This is a genomic window from Elizabethkingia argenteiflava, assembly GCF_009904105.1.
Lineage (GTDB): Bacteria > Bacteroidota > Bacteroidia > Flavobacteriales > Weeksellaceae > Elizabethkingia > Elizabethkingia argenteiflava.
This window is the reverse complement of sequence record NZ_JAAABJ010000633.1, coordinates 1-213: the sequence shown is the minus strand read 5'-3', so window position 1 is coordinate 213 and position 213 is coordinate 1. Positions and strand designations below refer to the sequence as shown.

General features: G+C 46.5%; 1 protein-coding gene. It reads left to right on the top strand.

The window, feature by feature from the left end; genetic code table 11:
* The coding region (locus GNY06_RS11200; RefSeq protein ID WP_176590021.1) for a transposase at positions 1-213 on the top strand (213 nt) is incomplete at both ends.

Sequence of the window (213 nt, the reverse complement as noted above, 5' to 3'; positions counted from 1 at the left end):
TCGTGACCGCCTGGGTACTTTTGAACCTAAGATTATGCCCAAACGCCAGCTAATCATTACCGATGAGCTGGAAGGTACTATCTTATCGATGTACGCTATGGGAGTGAGTACCCGAGCAATGCGGGATTATGTTCAGGAAATGTATGCTATGGAGATTTCTCCTGCAGAGATATCCCGTATTACCGATAGTGTACTACCCGCGGTTCAAGAATG